This window comes from Pseudarthrobacter sp. B4EP4b (assembly GCF_006680095.1).
Lineage (GTDB): Bacteria > Actinomycetota > Actinomycetes > Actinomycetales > Micrococcaceae > Arthrobacter.
In genome coordinates this window covers 92,234-105,003 of record NZ_VHIJ01000012.1, presented here as the reverse complement: position 1 = coordinate 105,003, position 12,770 = coordinate 92,234, and the positions used below count along the sequence as shown (strand labels likewise).

Sequence of the window (12,770 nt, the reverse complement as noted above, 5' to 3'; positions counted from 1 at the left end):
CGCTTCAACGCGGCGGCCAGCTCAGACGGCAGCGGACTGCCCGCGGGTACAGCGGCGGGAGTCCCTGCTGGACCGTGCGAAGGTGTTGCGGGCAGAGTGGAAGCAGGGGTGGGGACGGGGGCGGGCTGCTCAGACATCAGGTCAAGTCTAGTGCCTCTGCCGTGCCCGGAATCGTGTGTGAACAACGGCACGCCAGCACCGGCGGCCGCGCTGCCCAACTGCGCGGGTGTCGTGCTAGTTTCACAAGTGATGCATTTCGTCGACCCGTCCCGAGAAGTCCTGGCCGAGACCCTGCTTGCGGCCGGCCCTGACGCGCCCACACTCTGCAAAGGCTGGCGCACCAGGGACCTTGCCGCGCACCTGTACCTGCGTGAGCGCAAAGCCGCAGTAGGGCTCGGGCTGATCATCAAGCGCCTGGCCAAGGCCTCGGACCAGGCCACAGCCAAGCTGGCAGCAAAGCTGACCACGCCCGAAGCGTACACGGGACTCGTGAACACGTTCCGGGCTGGCCCGCCGGCGCTGTCCCCGATGAACATCAAGGCACTGGACGAAAGCTCCAACCTGATCGAATACTTCGTGCACACTGAGGATGTCCGCCGCGCAGTGGACCGTTGGGCACCGAGGGCACTGGATGAGGCGTATTCGGAAGCGCTGTGGGATGAGCTGGTGAAGCGTGCCGCCATCCTGTACCGGGGCGTCGACCTCGGCATTGTGCTGGTCCGGCCCTCGGGCCCGCGGCACGTGGCCAAGCGGGCCCCTGTTTCGGTCGCAATCGTTGGCGAGCCGGGCGAGCTGCTCATGCACGCCCACGGCCGCACGCGCCACGCCCTGGTCACCTTCGAAGGCCAGCCCGACGCCGTCGCCCTCCTCCAGTCAGCCGAAGTAGGGCTTTAACCAAGCAACGCGGGGTCACTTCCTGCCCAATAAACCGAGGTTTTTGGGCCGGAAGTGACTCCGCGTTGCAATCCAATGGCCGTCAGCGGACTTCGAAGCCGGCTTCCCGAATGGCCTTTTTGACCTGGGACATCATGTCGTCCGGGCCCCAGTGGAAGATCGATGCGGCCAGGACCGCGTCAGCGCCGGCTGCGACGGCCGGCGGGAAGTGCGCCGGCTCCCCCGCACCGCCGGAGGCGATGATCGGCACCTTGACGGCGGCCCGGACCAGCTTGATGAGTTCGAGGTCGAAGCCGTCCTTGGTGCCGTCGGCGTCGATGGAGTTGAGCAGGATCTCCCCCACTCCGCGTTCGGCAGCTTCCTTGGCCCACGCAATGGCGTCAATCCCGGTGCCGGTCCGTCCGCCGTGGGTGGTCACTTCGAAGCCCGACGGCGTGGGCTGGGATCCGGGGCGGGTGCGGCGTGCGTCGACGGACAGGACGAGGACCTGGGAGCCGAAGTGCCGGGTGATTTCGTCGATGACGTCGGGCCGGGCAACGGCTGCGGTGTTGATGGAGGCTTTGTCCGCGCCGAAGCGGAGCAGCTTGTCCACCTCGGCCACGCCGCGCACGCCGCCGCCGACGCACAGCGGGATGAACACTTCCTCGGCAGTCCGGCGGACCACGTCGAAGGTGGTTTCCCGGTTCCCGGAAGATGCCGTGACGTCGAGGAACGTCAGTTCGTCGGCACCGGCGTTGTCGTAGCGGTGCGCGAGCTCTACGGGGTCCCCGGCGTCGCGGAGGCCTTCGAAGTTAACGCCTTTGACGACGCGCCCGGCGTCCACGTCGAGGCAGGGAATGACGCGTACGGCTACTGCCATGGGAAACTCCTGGGAAATCTGTGGTGGATGCTGGCGCTGGATCCGGTGTGCGGAATCAGATGCGGCAGGCGTGGATGCTGCTGACCAGGATGGCGCGGGCTCCGAGGTCGTACAGCTCATCCATGATCCGGTTGGTTTCACGCTTGGGCACCATGGAGCGGACGGCCACCCACTCCGAGTCACGCAGCGGCGAGACTGTGGGCGATTCCAGGCCCGGCGTCAGCGAGGCGGCCTGTTCCACGAGTTCCTTGCGGATGTCATAGTCCATCAGGACGTACTGGCGCGCCACCAGTACACCCTGCAGGCGGCGGATCAGCACCTCGATCTCCTTGGCCGTACCGTTCGCTGCACCGCCTGCGCCGGTGCGCCGGATCAGGACGGCCTCGGACTTGAGGATGGGCTCGCCGAAGATTTCCATCCCGGCGGCCTTGAGCGTATTGCCGGTTTCCACGACGTCGGCGATGGCGTCCGCGACGCCGAGGCGGACCGAGGATTCAACGGCGCCGTCGAGGCGGACCACCTTAGCCTTGATGCCGCGTTCGGCGAGGTAGCCGCGCAGAAGGCCGTCATAGCTGGTGGCCAGGCGCTTGCCCTCCAGCTCCTCGACCTTGGCGAAATCCCCGACCGGACCGGCGAAGCGGAACGTGGAGGCGGCAAAACCCAGCGGAAGCAGCTCCTCCGCTTCCACCTCGGCGTCCAGCAGCAGATCGCGGCCGGTGATGCCGACGTCGAGCGTTCCCTGGCCCACGTACACGGCAATGTCGCGGGGGCGGAGGAAGAAGAATTCGATGTCGTTGTCCGGGTCCACCATCACCAGCTCGCGGGAATCGCGGCGCTGGCGGTATCCGGCTTCGGAGAGCATCGCGGAGGCGGCTTCGGACAGGGATCCCTTGTTGGGGACGGCTACTCGCAGCATGGGGAAAGTCTTTCTGGATGTGGAATTGTCTAGGGTTCAAGCAATGCAGGCCACGGCAGGCACGGGCGCCAGATGGCGCGCCGGTCCGGTGGCTACAGATGCTTGTAGACGTCTTCCAGGGTCAGGCCTTTGGCGAGCATCAGAACCTGCAGGTGGTACAGCAGCTGGGAGATTTCCTCGGCCGCCGCTTCATCGGATTCATATTCGGCAGCCATCCATACTTCGGCTGCTTCTTCAACAACTTTTTTGCCGATGCCGTGGACACCGGAGTCCAATTCAGCGACGGTGCGGGAGCCTTCCGGGCGGGTGGCTGCCTTCTCGCTGAGCTCAGCGAACAGCGTCTCGAAATTCTTCACGCCCTCCAGCCTACTTGCTGAGGCCTAAAGGGCGCTTGTCGGGCCCTTGCATGACGGGCGCGGTGTGAGTGAACACACACGCGCCCGCCATCGAGCGGGCCCGTACCCGCTACTGCAGGTTGGCGTACTGCTTGAGCACGACGGCGGTGGCCAAAGCCGCGGTGACGGCCTCGTGGCCTTTGTCTTCCTTCGAGCCGGGGAGGCCGGCACGGTCCAGGCCCTGCTGTTCGGTATCGCAGGTCAGGACGCCGAAGCCCACGGGGACGCCGGTGCGCACGCTCACGTCGGTGAGTCCCGACGTCGCTGCCTGGCAGACGTATTCGAAGTGGGGCGTTCCGCCGCGGATCACGACGCCGAGGGCCACCACGGCGTCGAAGTGCGGTGCGAGGCGCGCGGCTGCCACCGGCAGCTCGAAGCTGCCCGGCACCCGCAGGACGGCGGGCTCGGCGATGCCGGCGTCCTTGGCTGCGCGCAGGGCACCGTCCAGCAGCCCGTCCATGATCTGGGTGTGCCAGCTGGCTGCAACGATGGCCAGCTTCAGCTGGGAGGTTTCAGCCGGGTTAAGGGTGGTGAGGTCGATGTCGGGGGCGCCGTGTCCGCTCATAAGTCAGTACTGTTCCGTTCGTTGTGGTGGGGCAGCGAGGTGTGCTGTTCAGTCTTGTTCGTGTTCGAAGCCGGCGCCGGGGCCGGCTACCGGCACCGGGCCCACGTGGGAGCCAAGCACCAGGCGGTGTTCCATCCGGTCCTTTTTGGTCTGCAGGTACCGGATGTTCTGGTCGCGGGAGGGCACCTCGGTGGGAACCATTTCCACCACCTTGACGCCGGCCTTCGCCAGCCTGTTCTGCTTGTCCGGGTTGTTGCTCAGGAGCCGCACCTCGTGCAGCCCCATTTCGGCCAGCACCTGGGCGGCGGCTTTGTAGCAGCGGGCATCCACGGGCAGGCCAAGCTGTTCGTTGGCCTCCACTGTGTCAAAGCCGGCTTCCTGCAGCGCGTAGGCCTTGATCTTGTTGGCAAGGCCGATGCCCCTGCCCTCCTGGCCGCGCAGGTACAGCAACGTACCGCCGTGTTCCCGGATCATTTCAAGGGCGTAGGCAAGCTGTTCCCCGCAGTCGCAGCGGTATGAGCCAAAAACGTCCCCGGTGAGGCATTCGGAGTGCAGCCGGACCAGGGGTGCTTTTCCGTCCTTGGGCGGGTTCGGAGAGCTGACTGCCAAGTGCTCGTGGCCGGTGACAAGGTCGGTCCACGCCTGGGCCACAAAGTCTCCGAAGGCAGTGGGAAGCTGCACGATGGGACCGCCGCTGACCGGATGGGTAACCCTTACGTTGCCTGAGTCCGAGTGGTGGTGGCCATGCACTGATTCGGCCTTGTGGTGGCCGTTGCCTGAATCAGGGTGGTGGCCGTTGCCCGAAGCTCCGGAAGCCGTCATCGTATCTCCTCTTCTTCGCCCGCGCGTCCTGCCCGGGTGTTACCGTCAGCCGATATGCCTGCCGCTTCGAGGTAGGCCACCAGGTTCTGAATCGAAATCAGGGGGCACCCGTGCTCAGCAGCGAAGGCACGGAGCCCGTCCAGCCGCATCATTTCGCCGTCGTCATACACTACTTCAGCGATCACGCCCACAGGTTCCAGGCCGGCCAGGCGGCACAGGTCCACTGCGGCTTCGGTGTGGCCGGGACGTTCCCGCACACCACCGTCAACCGCGCGCAACGGGAAAATATGCCCGGGACGTGTCAGGGACGCCGGCACCGACGTCGGATCGGCCAGCACCCGTGCCGTGAGGGCCCGGTCCGTGGCGGAGATTCCAGTGCTGACGCCCGTGGCCGCGTCGCAGGAAACGGTGTAGGCGGTTCCCTTTGCGTCCTGGTTCACTTCCACCATGGGCGGCAGCGCGAGGGCATCTGCGCGTTCGCCGGACAGTGGGACGCAGATGACGCCGGAACTGTAGCGGATGGTCCAGCCCATCAAAGCCGGAGTGGCGAACTGGGCGGCGAAAATGATGTCGCCTTCGTTTTCCCGGTCCTCATTGTCCACGGCCAGGACGGGCTTGCCGGCGGCGATGGCCTGCACCGCCTCCTCGATGGTGCTCAGCCGTACGGCAGGGTCTTCCTGGGGACGGGACCCGGCCGGGATGCCCACGCCGGGTTCGACTCGGACGGCGGCGTTCATCGTGTTCCTCCTTCAACGGCGGCGGGCGCTGCCGTGCTGAACGCCAGCAGGCGTTCGGTGTACTTGGCCAGCACGTCAACTTCCAGGTTCACCCGGCTGCCGGCGACTTTGGTACCGAGCCCGGTTTCAGCCAGGGTGGTGGGGATCAGTCCCACTTCAAACCAGGGTTCCTGCTCCGCGGCGGGGCTGACGGCGGTGACGGTAAGTGACACGCCGTCGATGGCAATGGATCCCTTTTCCGCGATGTAGCGGGCCAGGTTTGCAGGGACGCCGAAGCGGAGCCGGTCCCAGTTGCCCAACGGCTCACGTTCAAGCAGCACGCCGACGCCGTCCACATGGCCCTGCACCACGTGTCCGTCAAGCCGTCCGCCGGCGGGAACGCAGCGTTCAAGGTTGACGGCGTCGCCCGGGGCAAGTTCACCGATGGTGCTGCGGACCAGGGTCTCCCCCATCACGTCCACGCTGAACTCCTTGCCGTCGATGTCAGTGGCAGTCAGGCAAACCCCGTTCACGGCAATGGACCCGCCCAAGGCCAGCCCCTCAGTGGTTCCCGGCGCGCGCAGCCGGAGGGTGGCGCTGGCGTCGCCGTCCCTTTCCATGGACAGGACCTGCCCCTGCTCGGCAATAATTCCAGTAAACATCAGTAGCCTCCCTGGGCTTGCTCCGCGGTGGCGCGGGACGGTTGTGGGTCAAGGGCAACAGAGCGTTGCGGTCGGAGGTGGAGTCTCAGGTCACGGCCCAGAGTCCTGACGGCGCCGCCGTCGGATGCGTCCCACTCCCAGTGCTGCGCATCAGCGAGAGTGGTGATACCCAGGCCGGTGAGGGCGGCAGTTCCGGAACCGAGCAGCGTGGGCGCCAGGTAAACGATGAGTTCGTCCACCAGCCCGGCAGCGAGGAAAGCGCTGAGGATGCGCGATCCTCCTTCCACCATCAGATGACGGATTCCATTCGCGTACAGGCTGGTCAGGGCTTCGCGGGGGTCGCGGGTGGGCAAATGCAGCACCAGCCCGTCGCTTCCGTGGACGGCGGCGTCCGCCGGAATGCCGCGCAACCCCATAACAGCGCGCACGGGTTGTTTGCTGGCCGGGGTGCCCGCGGCGTCCCTCGCGGTGAGACGTGGGTTGTCCACCAGCACCGTCTGCGTGCCGACGAGGATGGCGTCAATGCGCCCGCGGATGGCGTGGTTGTCGGCGAGGGATTCCGGGCAGGAAATCCACTGGCTGGTGCCGTCTTCGGCAGCGATGCGGCTGTCCAGGGTCTGCGCGATGTGAAGGGTGACGAACGGGCGTTTTGCCGCCACCGCCTCAAACCACTGACGGTTCAGGTCCAGCGCTTCGCCGGCACCGAGTCCGGCGCGGACGCGCACGCCTGCCTCCCGGAGGGTGGCTGCCCCGCCCGCGGCCGGATCGTGGGGGTCGTCCACAGCATAGATAACGTCGGTGATCCCGGCGTCGATGATCGCCCGGGCGCAGGGGCCGGTGCGGCCGATGTGGTTGCAGGGTTCAAGGGTGACCAGCATGGTGCAGCCGGCAAGATCGATCCCGGCAGCAGCTGCCTGCGCGATGGCATCCACTTCGGCGTGGGCGGTGCCGGCGCCGCGGTGGAATCCGGTCACCAGTTCGCGCCCGTCAGGATCGACGACGACGGCACCCACCAGGGGATTCGCACCGCGGGGACCGTTGAGGGCAGCCTTCAGGGCGGTGGCCATGGCGGTGGTTTCAGCAGCAGTAAAAGCTGTAACCACTCCGGCCGTCACGCGGCGGCACCGATGGTTGGGCCGGCAGGCATGCCGGCAGCAGGAATAGTGGCCTCAAAGAGCCATCGCAAACGGTTCATAATGCTTGTGTCGTTCCTTCCCTCTCGAACCGCGATGGCTCCGGGGGTATACGACAGCAGAACGCCGCGGCGTCCCAAGACGCCGCAGAAACAGCTGTACGTGCTTCTCTCATCCAGACTTTAACTGTCGGTACCGGAATTCCACCGGTTCAACCGTCTGCCGGTGTCCTCCCGAAGGAAACCACCGGCTCGCGGGTCGCGGACTGTCACCGCCGGTTCGGACTTACACCGACCCCGGAGCACGTATGTGTGTTGCTATTGTGCCATAACGGCAGAGGACTCCCTGTTATTCCGCCGCGGAACGTAACGTTTCGCTGCCTGTCTGCCGCAACCGGTCAATCGCGGCGGCGGGGTCATCGGCACCGTATACGGCGGAACCGGCCACGAAGACGTTTGCGCCGGCCTCGGCGGCGCGGGTGATGGTGTCCTCGGTGATGCCGCCGTCCACCTGGATGGCTACGCCGATACCGGAACCGTCGATGGCTTTCCTGGCGCGCCGGATTTTGGGCAAGGTCACGTCCAGGAAGGCCTGCCCGCCGAAGCCGGGCTCCACTGTCATGATGAGCAGCATGTCCAGTTCGGACAGCATGTCCAGATACGGCTCCACGGGTGTTCCCGGCCGCAGCGCCATGCCTGCCTTCGAACCCCTCGCCCGCAGTTCGCGTGCCAGCTTGATCGGGGCGATCGCAGCCTCGGCGTGGAAGGTGACCGATGCCAGGCCGGCATCCGCGAATCCCGGCGCCCAGCGGTCGGCGTCGGCAATCATCAGGTGCGCATCCAGGGGCACCGGGCTCACTGCCTGGATCCGCTGGACCACCGGCAGGCCAATAGTGAGGTTGGGCACGAAATGGTTGTCCATCACGTCCACGTGCACCGCATCCGCATTGCTGATGCGCTTGAGCTCGGCCTCAAGGTTGACGAAGTCGGCGGAGAGGATGCTCGGGTTGATGCAGCATTGGGTCACGGGGATACCTTTCACGGTGCAGGATTCCGGGGAAGTCGGTGCTTAGTGCGGAGTGCTTGGGAATCAGGGCTGTTGCCGGGTCAGTGCTTCTTACCGATCAGGGCTTCTTGCGGATAAGGGCAAGGAACATGGCGTCGGTGCCATGGACGTGGGGCCACAGCTGGGCGGTGGACTCGTGCCCCGCGCCGAGATTCCCGGTCAGGCTCACACTGTCCAGGATCTGCCCGGCCTCCAGCAGTTCGAGGTCATCGCGCTTACGGAGTGCATCGGCCACCACAGCGGTTGTTTCGGCAGGGTGGGGCGAGCAGGTCACATACGCCACGACGCCGCCCGGACGGACGGCAGCCAACGCAGATTTGAGCAGCTCGCGCTGGAGCGGGCCCAGGTCTGCCAGGTCCTTGGGAGTGCGGCGCCAGCGGGATTCGGGCCTGCGCCGCAGCGCGCCCAATCCGCTGCAGGGGACGTCCACGAGCACGCGGTCAAAGGCTTCGGGCTTCTCGGTGCCGACGTCGCGGCCGTCGCCGGTCCTGACCTGCCATGTGTCCCGGGGCACGGCGGACAGTGCCTGGCTGACCAGCTTGGCCCGGTGGGGTGCGGGTTCATTGGCCAGCAGGGTGGCTCCCCTCTGGCTCGCCAGCGCACCGAGCAAAGCGGCCTTGCCGCCGGGGCCCGCGCACAGGTCCAGCCAGGCTTCGCCGTCGTGCTTTGTGTCAACTCCATCGGCGTCGCCGGCGCTACGGCGCCCGGCAAGGTTAACCGCGGCCATGGCCCGTGCCACCAGCTGTGAGCCGACATCCTGGACCCTGGTGCTGCCCTCCCGCACTGAGGCAAGCCGGCCAAGGTCCCCGCCGCTGGAGAGTGCGGAGCCTTCCACCAGTTCACCGGGAGCGGCGCCGTTTTCAAGGGCTTCATCGAGGCTTCCAATGCCGGGCAGGGCCACCAGGTTAACAACCGGTGCTGCGTTATCGGCTTCCAGGAGGTCATTGATTTCCGAGGCTGGACGCCCATGCGCCACCAGCGACTGGCGCATGGCGCGGACAATCCACTCGGGATGCGCGTGGCGGAGGGACGCAACCTTGGTCTCGTCTGTTTCGCCGCCGGTCAGCAGCTCCAGCCATTCCTCGAGGGTGTTGGCAGCCACTTTCCGGAGGACTGCGTTGATGAGGGCTGAGGGTCCCGCGCCGATGACGGCGCGGGCCAGGCCGACGGTCTGGTCCAGCGCTGCGTGCGCGGGAACACGCATGGCCAGCAGCTGGTGGACTCCGAGCCGGAGGGCGTCCAGGATGGCCGGGTCCAGCTGGTCCAGTGGACGGTCAACGCAGCGGGCCAGGATGGCGTCGTACGTTCCCTGGCCGCGAAGGGCCCCATAGCTGAGTTCGGTGGCGAACCCGGCATCCCGCTTGTCCAGTCCGTGGTGCCGGATCCGTGCCGGCAGCACCAGGTTGGCATAGGCGTCCTCGGCGGCCACGGCCCGGAGGACTTCGAACGCTACCAGCCGGGCAGGATCAGCCCGGCGGGTCCGCTGGGAGGGCGCGCTGTCAGTGAAGCTGCGCTGCGCGGCGCGGTTCCGTTCCCGGCCCTTGGCGTTGCGGTTGCTGGAATCGCGCGGCCCGCCGTTACCGCGGCCGCTTCCGCGCTGGCTGCCGCCGCCGGAGCCGCCACGTTGTCCGCCTGAATCGCCGCCGGTTCTTCCGCGGCCGCCTTGGTTGTCTCCGGAACCGCTCATTCGAACACCACGCTTTCAAGGGAAGCCATGCCGCGTGCCCAGTCAGCAGCAGCCATCATCTTTTTGCCGGCGGGCTGGACCCGGGTCAGCTCCACGGCGTGCGAACCGGTTCCCACCAGCACGCTCTTGTCTTGGATTGACACGGCACCGGGCGCCAGCTGCGAGACATCCGGCCGCAGCCGGACGGGCTCCAGCTTGATCCGCTGCCCCTCCAGGATTGTCCAGGCTCCCGGTTCCGGAGTGACTCCCCGCGCCTGCCGTCCGATCGCCAGGGCCGGGTGCTTCCAGTCCAGGCGGCCGTCGTCGAGGGTCAGCTTGGGTGCCAGGGAGACCTCACCGGTCTGCGGCACAGCGGCGGCTTTGCCGGTGTCAATGGCCGAGAGTGTCTGGGCGAGCAGCACGCCGCCACTGTGCGACAGCCGTTCCAGGAGCTCCCCGGCGGTATCGTCGGGGCCCACCGTTTCCGTCAGGGTTCCGAACACCGGTCCGGTGTCCAGGCCCTCCTCCAACTGGAAGGTCACAGCGCCGGTGATGTCGTCCCCGGCCATCACGGCGCGCTGCACGGGGGCGGCACCGCGCCAGGCTGGAAGGAGGGAGAAATGGAGGTTAATCCACCCGTGCCGCGGGATGCCAAGCGCCGCGGGCGGGACCAGCCCGCCGTAGGCCACAATTGCAGCGACGTCGGGACCGGCCGCGGTAATCCGGGCGATGGTTTCATCGTTGATCCGGGACGCGTGGATCACCTCGATCCCGAGCTCGGCTGCCCGGGCAGCCACCGGCGACGGCGTCATGACGCGCTTCCGGCCGATAGGTGCGTCGGGCCTGGTAAGGACAGCCACGACGTCGAAGCCTGCTTCGACGAGGGCATTAAGGGACGGGACAGCAACGGCGGGGGTTCCCGCGAAAAGGACCCTCACCCGTTGGTACCAGCCGCGCCTGCACCGAAGCTGGAGCCGGACGTTGCGCCGCCAAAGCTTGAGCCCCCGAAACTGGAGCCGACAGTCTTGGCGCGTTTCGCCGTCGTCTTTTCCGTGATGGAGTCGTAGTTGGCGTTGCGAATGGAACGCAGGGCAGCCTTGCGGTCCTCCCCTTCCAGCCTGTCGGTGTAGAGGATGCCGTCCAGGTGGTCATTCTCGTGCTGGAAGCAGCGTGCCAGCATCCCCTCGCCCTCGACGGTGACGGGGTTGCCGTGCATATCGACGCCGGTGACGCGGGTGGCGCGGTAACGCTTGACCGGGAAACCCAGGCCCGGGATGGAGAGGCAGCCTTCCACGTGGTCCGGCTGGAAGTCCTCGCTGTTTTCGAGCACAGGGTTAATGATGTGCCCCTCCACGCCGTCAATGCGGTAGGTGAAGACTCGCTTGCTGACGCCGATTTGAGGCGCGGCGAGGCCGGCGCCGTCGACGTCTTCCATGGTTTCAGTCATGTCCGCCACCAGCTTGGCCAGCTCAGGCCCGAAATCCGTCACAGGATCGGCAACTGTGCGGAGCACAGGATCACCGATGATGCGGATATTCAGAATAGCCATGCGCTGTTTGTCCTTACGGTAGGCGGCAAAGGGGACCAATCCAGTTTAGGCGCAGACAACTCCCGGGCTGTCCCTGCACCCGCGTACCTAGGCGGGCTGTACCTGCGCGAGAGGCGGAGGGGCGATGGGCAGGAGCGCGGTGCCCGCTGAAATAGTGTCCGCGGACAGCTCCCACACACGCCGCAGGGCGCAGAACTTCCACCAGTGGTGCTTGAGGACCTCGGGGTTGGCGCGGACGGGGCGGACCTCGGTCTCGCCAATGGCCACGGCCAGCAGGACCGGGTTTTCGCCGTACTTCCACGGCTCCCAGGTACCGGCTTCAGGATCCACCAGGCTCTCCTCGGCTTTCATGCCGGCCACCAGCTGCATGACTACTTTGTCGTCCAGCGGCTTGACCAGGCCATCACGGGTGGTGCCCTTGGTTTTGTAATCGATAAGGCAGATCCGGCCGTTAATCCGTGCCACGAGGTCCAGGGTTCCGGCGTATCCCACGGAGTTGTTCCAGACGGTGATCTCGGGGGCGATGGGTTCAACCTGGAAAAGCTCCCACCATTCGTCGAACCGGACGGCGAAGGCTTCTTCGCCGTTGGCTGCCAGGGCCTCGCGCGCTTCCTTCATGCCGTGGGGACGGCCCAGGGCTCGCAGCGCCACCTGCTCACAGTAGAAATGCACGCGGTCCCCGCGCTTGGCGGCCTCGTCCCGGTAGGTTTCCGCTGCTTTGGCTGCCCGATTGACTGCCTGTTTGATTTTGGCGGGGCTTCCCAGGCAGTCGGCCAGCAGCGGATCCTTGGCCAGGCTGCTGGCGCCCATGTACCCGAACCAGCCGTCGAGCCCGTGCGGCTGCTGGCCGATCACCGTGGTGATGGACGGGACGGAGAAGTGCTCGGAGGTGGACCGGGCGTACATCCGCCCGTATTCCGTGGCATGGGCAAGAAGTGGAGCTGTCATAAGAAAAACTCTTTCACAAGGGGCTGACAGAATGTCCGCACGCACAAAAAATGGTCCGTTTCCGCTGCTGATGAGCGGAAACGGACCATATGCGGTGGGCGATACTGGGTTCGAACCAGTGACCTCTTCGGTGTGAACGAAGCGCGCTACCACTGCGCCAATCGCCCTGATGCATTTGAATGTTAGCGGACCTTGCGGCCATTTCGGAAATCGGCCGGAAGCGGCACCGCTTCAGGCACTCAACTGGACTTGTAAAGCTGCACGGAAGCGAAGGAATCGGGCGGCGCGCCTCCCACCCAGCCCCTTCCATAACGGCTCCCCTCCCGCAAAGACCCGGGCCGCCGTCGTGAATTACATGCCTGTAACTTGCGAAAATCCGCGTGATTGCTGGGAAGCAGCGCCATTGCGTCCCCCTTCGCGGGAGACGATTTGGAGAATCCCCGAACCTCCTATATTGTTTTTACTCGTTGGAAAGCGAGGAAATGCCGGGAACGGCAGCGAATCGGCCCTCCAAAATGCGGACGTAGCTCAGCTGGTAGAGCACCACCTTGCCAAGGTGGATGTCGCGAGTTCGAATCTC

Annotated in this window: 14 protein-coding genes, 1 tRNA gene and 1 riboswitch; of the genes, 1 reads left to right on the top strand and 14 read right to left on the bottom strand. The window is 66.1% G+C overall.

The window, feature by feature from the left end:
- The first annotated feature begins 249 nt into the window (after positions 1 to 249).
- A complete protein-coding gene (locus FNL14_RS05165) occupies positions 250 to 894 on the top strand; it encodes a TIGR03085 family metal-binding protein (RefSeq protein ID WP_091420259.1) in 645 nt (214 codons plus the stop codon).
- 82 nt (positions 895 to 976) lie between these two features.
- Here the strand turns inward: FNL14_RS05165 and hisF are convergent, their stop codons facing one another.
- The 14 genes from hisF to FNL14_RS05095 form a co-directional block, all read right to left on the bottom strand.
- Positions 977 to 1,753, bottom strand: a complete 777-nt coding sequence (gene hisF, locus FNL14_RS05160) for an imidazole glycerol phosphate synthase subunit HisF (RefSeq protein WP_142058190.1) — start codon at positions 1,751 to 1,753, stop codon at positions 977 to 979.
- Between the two features lie 55 nt (positions 1,754 to 1,808).
- Positions 1,809 to 2,669 (bottom strand): ATP phosphoribosyltransferase, encoded by an 861-nt coding sequence (hisG, locus tag FNL14_RS05155; protein WP_142058187.1) that lies wholly within the window; start codon positions 2,667 to 2,669, stop codon positions 1,809 to 1,811.
- Between the two features lie 92 nt (positions 2,670 to 2,761).
- Complete coding sequence (locus FNL14_RS05150; RefSeq protein ID WP_015936881.1) at positions 2,762 to 3,025, bottom strand: phosphoribosyl-ATP diphosphatase; 264 nt, start codon at positions 3,023 to 3,025, stop codon at positions 2,762 to 2,764.
- A 109-nt stretch (positions 3,026 to 3,134) separates the two neighbouring features.
- Entirely contained in the window at positions 3,135 to 3,629 is a 495-nt protein-coding gene (ribH, locus tag FNL14_RS05145) for a 6,7-dimethyl-8-ribityllumazine synthase (RefSeq protein WP_142058185.1), read from the bottom strand.
- A 48-nt stretch (positions 3,630 to 3,677) separates the two neighbouring features.
- Positions 3,678 to 4,451 carry a GTP cyclohydrolase II gene (ribA, locus tag FNL14_RS05140; RefSeq protein WP_142058183.1) on the bottom strand — a complete coding sequence of 258 codons (774 nt, stop codon included), beginning with the start codon at positions 4,449 to 4,451 and terminating at the stop codon, positions 3,678 to 3,680.
- Positions 4,448 to 5,188: a 3,4-dihydroxy-2-butanone-4-phosphate synthase gene (gene ribB, locus FNL14_RS05135; protein WP_142058181.1), complete on the bottom strand. Its 741-nt coding sequence runs from the start codon at positions 5,186 to 5,188 to the stop codon at positions 4,448 to 4,450. The genes ribA and ribB overlap by 4 nt, the downstream gene beginning before the upstream one ends.
- A complete protein-coding gene (locus tag FNL14_RS05130) occupies positions 5,185 to 5,829 on the bottom strand; it encodes a riboflavin synthase (RefSeq protein ID WP_142058178.1) in 645 nt (214 codons plus the stop codon). The genes ribB and FNL14_RS05130 overlap by 4 nt, the downstream gene beginning before the upstream one ends.
- Positions 5,829 to 6,896 carry a bifunctional diaminohydroxyphosphoribosylaminopyrimidine deaminase/5-amino-6-(5-phosphoribosylamino)uracil reductase RibD gene (gene ribD, locus FNL14_RS05125; RefSeq protein WP_142058209.1) on the bottom strand — a complete coding sequence of 356 codons (1,068 nt, stop codon included), beginning with the start codon at positions 6,894 to 6,896 and terminating at the stop codon, positions 5,829 to 5,831. The genes FNL14_RS05130 and ribD overlap by 1 nt, the downstream gene beginning before the upstream one ends.
- 224 nt (positions 6,897 to 7,120) lie before the next feature.
- A riboswitch (FMN riboswitch) is annotated at positions 7,121 to 7,271 on the bottom strand.
- Positions 7,272 to 7,310: 39 nt separating this feature from the next.
- Positions 7,311 to 7,988, bottom strand: a complete 678-nt coding sequence (gene rpe, locus FNL14_RS05120; protein WP_142058176.1) for a ribulose-phosphate 3-epimerase — start codon at positions 7,986 to 7,988, stop codon at positions 7,311 to 7,313.
- 97 nt (positions 7,989 to 8,085) lie between these two features.
- The gene (locus FNL14_RS05115; protein ID WP_142058174.1) at positions 8,086 to 9,714 is read right to left on the bottom strand and encodes an RsmB/NOP family class I SAM-dependent RNA methyltransferase; all 1,629 of its coding nucleotides are present in this window, start codon (positions 9,712 to 9,714) and stop codon (positions 8,086 to 8,088) included.
- Complete coding sequence (gene fmt / locus FNL14_RS05110; RefSeq protein ID WP_142058171.1) at positions 9,711 to 10,631, bottom strand: methionyl-tRNA formyltransferase; 921 nt, start codon at positions 10,629 to 10,631, stop codon at positions 9,711 to 9,713. Before fmt ends, FNL14_RS05115 begins: the two co-directional genes overlap by 4 nt.
- Entirely contained in the window at positions 10,628 to 11,242 is a 615-nt protein-coding gene (gene def / locus FNL14_RS05105) for a peptide deformylase (protein ID WP_142058168.1), read from the bottom strand. Before def ends, fmt begins: the two co-directional genes overlap by 4 nt.
- 87 nt (positions 11,243 to 11,329) lie before the next feature.
- Entirely contained in the window at positions 11,330 to 12,190 is an 861-nt protein-coding gene (locus FNL14_RS05100; RefSeq protein ID WP_091420121.1) for a cytochrome, read from the bottom strand.
- 95 nt (positions 12,191 to 12,285) lie between these two features.
- Positions 12,286 to 12,357: transfer RNA gene (locus FNL14_RS05095), tRNA-Val, on the bottom strand.
- Positions 12,358 to 12,770 lie beyond the last annotated feature (413 nt).